We start from the raw sequence: 4351 nt of genomic DNA, 5'->3' as shown, positions 1-4351 counted from the left end.
TTAGTAAATATGTAAGTATATTCATATAATAAGTCCAATTATAATGTTGGATATCTGTATATTAAAAAATTAACTTAATTGATCTTAAAATAGATGAAGACCACTGAAAAATTCCATTTTTCAGTGGTCTACAATGCTTGTTACCTATTATTTGATCATATGATACACAATAACCGCTAAATGATATGCAGCTGGTCCGAGAATTACGGTCATTATTCCAGCTATTCCAATTGATAGGCTGCTCATGGCCCCTTCTACTTCTCCTAGTTCAAGTGCCTTGCTTGTTCCAACTGCGTGAGCAGCAGTTCCCATGGAAACTCCTATTGCCACTTTATCTTTTATTCTAAATATTTTACAAACAGTTGGTCCAAAAACTGCCCCCATTATTCCTGTAATTATTATAGCAAGTACAGTAATTGGAACTAGTCCTCCTAATTGACTGCTTATTGATATTCCTATAGGTGTTGTTACTGATTTAGGAACTAATGATCTTATTATGCTCGTATCTAGTCCAACTAAATATGATATTCCGATTATTGAAAAAATTCCTACTATGCTGCCTACTAATATTCCAGTTAATATTGCCTTCGCATTTTTTTTAAGTAAATCAAGTTGTTTATATAAAGGTACTGCAAGTACTACAGTTGATGGTCCAAGAAACATATTTATAAATTGACCACCCTTATTATATGTATCAAAATCAATATGAAATGCTGATAAAAAGCATATTACAATTATTATTGCAACTAATAATGGATTCAGAATTGGTATCCTTGTATATCTATTGATAAATATACCGGCTTCAAAGGCAGCTAAAGAAATTACTAAACCAAATAAAACATTATTCACTAATACATCCATATAATTCACCTCACTTCTGCTTTTTCTTTCTAGAAATTACTTGAACAATAACTCCAGTCGTTCCAATAACTATTATAGTGGTAGACAAACATACTACTAGTAATTGCCACCATGTTGATTTTATTATCCCAATTGAGGTCATTAGCCCAACTCCTGCTGGAATAAAAAAGAATGCTAAATGATCTAATAAAAAATTTGTTACGGTGGAAATACTCTCTACTTTAATTACATTAGCTAATAATAAAATAAATAATATTACCATACCTAAAATATTTCCTGGTATTGGCAAATGGAGTAATGATGATAACAATTCTCCAAGCAAATAGATTCCAAGTATAATTAACGCTTCTCTAAATAATTTCAATTTTGCCATCCTCCATTTTTCTTAAGTATATTCTCTAAATCTTTTCATATAATTTAATTTACCACTATTAATGCAATAAGTAAAACTACTCTTCACTTTAAGTAAAGGTTACCTTTTAGATGAAATCTGTCCTCTTTGGTATATTTAGCCTTATTTAAAACGAAAATATGAAACTAGGGCTTACCTATAAATAAATTTTAATACAATACTTCTAAGACCATCACTATCGTATTATTTTTTATTTTTAGATATCCCTAGTTCTGCAAGTATTATTCATATCTTTTTATACTACTTTTAGTTCTTGTCCTTTATAAGTCTCTTTTCTATAATTGCAACAGCTTCATACATAACAAAAGCAATTGCGGAAAGAATCACAATACTCATCATTACCATATCTAACTGAGCAACTTGCCCCCCATAAACTATTAAAAATCCTAATCCACTTTTAGCTACCAAAAACTCTCCCATAATTACACCGACCCAGGAAAGCCCAACATTTATTTTTAAGGCTGAAATAAAAATTGGAATAGAGTATGGAAATATTAAATATCGCAGTATTTGTATTTTAGATGCTCTAAAGGTGTTCATAAGCATAATTTTTTCTTGATCAATTTCGTTAAACCCAGTTAAAATACTAATAATTGTTGTAATAATTGATATTAAAAGTGCAATAACAATTATTGCCGGCATTCCATTACCGATCCAAAAAATTATAATTGGAGCCAAAGCAACTTTAGGAAGCGCATTTAATACTACTAAATATGGATCTAATATTTTAGATACAAATGGAGACCACCATAATATTACTGCAATTAATCCTCCTAAAATAGTGCCTAATGAGAATCCCAAAATAGTTTCATAGCAGGTAATACCTATATGCTTAAACAAACTACCACTTTCATATAAGGATACAAATGACTGAATTACTCTTGTTGGACTTGAAGTCAAAAATGGATCAATCCACTTTAAATTGGCTGCTATTTGCCATAAAGCAATAAAAATAACTAGTATAAGGATTCTAATTATTACTATTCTTCTTTTAGTTCTTTTTACTTTGCCTAAGTATATTTCATGTTCCTTTGAAATATTGTTATTCATTGCCTTCATTCAACTCCTTCCATAGCCTATTGAAATAATCAGAAAATTCCTGATCTCTTCTTTTTTGAAATGGAGTTAAATCATCACTTTCAAAATTTATAGGAACTTCTACTCTAACTTTTGATGGTCTTTTTGACAGAACTATTACTTTTTCTGACATTGAAATAGCTTCTGCAATATCATGAGTTACCATTATTGCTGTCTTTTTTTCTGATTTTATTATCTTATAAACATCATCACACACTAAAAGTCGTGATTGATAATCTAATGCTGAAAATGGTTCATCTAAAAAAAGTATTTCAGGATCTAAAGCTAATGTTCTTATAAGAGCAACTCTTTGCCTCATTCCTCCTGAAAGTTCCCTTGGATAATGATTTTTAAATCTTAATAATCCATATGCATCTAGTAGTTCATTTACTTTATTCTTCGATTCATCATTTAGTTGCTTTTTTATTTTTAAACCTAAGATTACATTTTCCCAAACAGTGTTCCATTCAAAAAGATGATCCTTTTGAAACATATACCCTATTTTATCTAAGTTCTTTTTTATATCTTCACCTTTGTATAATACATATCCATTTGAAGGCTCTAGTAGTCCACTCATAATATTTAGCAAAGTAGATTTTCCACACCCTGAAGGACCTAAAATAGAAATAAAGTCACCATCATTCACTTCAAAGTTAACATTATTTAAAGCCTGTGTTTCACCTTTAATAGAATGATAATTCATGGATATATTTGATACTTTTAACAAACTCAAATACAATCACCACCTTCTCATCTTTATGTTATTGCTATTTAGCTGCTTTTTCAGCATAAGAATTATCTACTATCTTGCTAAACTGTGGTCTTTGTGGCATTAAGCTTGCATCGTAGTCTGTAATTATATCCATAAGTCTGTTTAAGTTTTCTTCCTTTATTTCTGGAGTATGTGCAATAGCATCAATCTCTTTATAATTATCTATAACTGACATGATTATTTCTTTATCTGTACCTGGGAAGTAATCAATTATACTGTCAGCGACTTCTTCTGTGCTATGGCTGAAGAACCATTCTTGTCCTTTATAAATTGCATTTGTAAAGCCTTGAATAACCTTTGGATTCTTATCCATATAAGATTTTGTAGTAAAATAACAAGTATATGGAATAAGGCCAGACTCTTCACCAACTGAAGCTAAAATAGTTCCACTTCCTTCTTTTTGAAGCACTGATGCTGTTGGCTCAAAAAGTGCTACATAGTCACCAGTACCGCCTTTAAATGCTCCAGCAGTTGCTGCAAAATCTATATTAGTAACCATATTTACGTCAGTTTTAGGATTAATATTATTATGCTTCATAGCATATTCAAAAGCCATTTCAGGAACACCACCTGGTCTTCCACCTATAATATTTTTTCCTTTAAGATTCTCCCACTTAAAATTATCTTCTTTGCTTCTTCCAACTAAGAAAGAACCATCCTTTTGAGTAAGTTGTGCAAAAAGCACTGGGTAATCTTCTCTTCCTTGATTATTGATGTAAATAGTTTGCTCTGGGCCGCAAAAACCAATATCTGCAGATTTACTTAAAACTGCCTGCATAGTCTTGTCAGCACCTTGACCTGTTTGAAGATCAATCTCAATTCCATTGTCAGCGAAAAAACCTTCCTTCATTGCAATATACATTGGTGCATAAAAAACAGAACGAGTTACTTCATTTAAACGTACAGTCACCTTACCTTCAGTAGTTTTGCTACTATTATTACTACAACCAAACATAGATATAGCTGTTACACTAGAAATCAATAAAGCAGTTAACATTTTGAATTTCTTTTTCACGAGAAAGTCTCTCCTAATAGTATTTATGCTTTATAATATGATACTTAATATAAGATTGTTCTAATATATGATTTGTGCTAAAAAAACACTATGAAGCTTAAGTGTTTTATAGATTTTATTGTATAGATATCCAACATTATAATCGGACTTAGTATATAAATATACTTACATATTTACTAAATCTTCATGTGGATATCTTAACTAGAAATAATAA

At 30.4% G+C, this 4351-nt stretch carries 5 protein-coding genes; all 5 read right to left on the bottom strand.

Translation table 11 applies throughout. From position 1 onward, the window contains the following. Positions 1-147: 147 nt before the first annotated feature. Positions 148-861, bottom strand: coding sequence for an LrgB family protein (locus tag COL3_RS27075; protein WP_008425383.1), 714 nt, complete (start codon positions 859-861; stop codon positions 148-150). Between the two features lie 10 nt (positions 862-871). Further along, positions 872-1225 (bottom strand): CidA/LrgA family protein, encoded by a 354-nt coding sequence (locus COL3_RS27070; RefSeq protein WP_008425385.1) that lies wholly within the window; start codon positions 1223-1225, stop codon positions 872-874. 294 nt (positions 1226-1519) lie between these two features. Further along, positions 1520-2311 carry an ABC transporter permease gene (locus COL3_RS27065; RefSeq protein ID WP_035283668.1) on the bottom strand — a complete coding sequence of 264 codons (792 nt, stop codon included), beginning with the start codon at positions 2309-2311 and terminating at the stop codon, positions 1520-1522. A gap of 4 nt (positions 2312-2315) precedes the next feature. Next, complete coding sequence (locus tag COL3_RS27060) at positions 2316-3083, bottom strand: ABC transporter ATP-binding protein (protein ID WP_008425390.1); 768 nt, start codon at positions 3081-3083, stop codon at positions 2316-2318. A gap of 34 nt (positions 3084-3117) precedes the next feature. Then, the gene (locus COL3_RS27055) at positions 3118-4137 is read right to left on the bottom strand and encodes an ABC transporter substrate-binding protein (RefSeq protein ID WP_008425393.1); all 1020 of its coding nucleotides are present in this window, start codon (positions 4135-4137) and stop codon (positions 3118-3120) included. Positions 4138-4351 lie beyond the last annotated feature (214 nt).

Origin of the sequence: Clostridium sp. LS (genome assembly GCF_002760435.1) — a bacterium.
Classification (GTDB): Bacteria; Bacillota; Clostridia; order Clostridiales; family Clostridiaceae; genus Clostridium.
Note: the sequence above shows the minus strand (reverse complement) of the source record. Positions and strands in the feature narration are given on the sequence as shown.

Bases quoted from the DNA above. Each gene is read 5' to 3' on its own strand.
- COL3_RS27075 (WP_008425383.1), bottom strand. From the start codon at position 861: ATGGATGTATTAGTGAATAATGTTTTATTTGGTTTAGTAATTTCTTTA.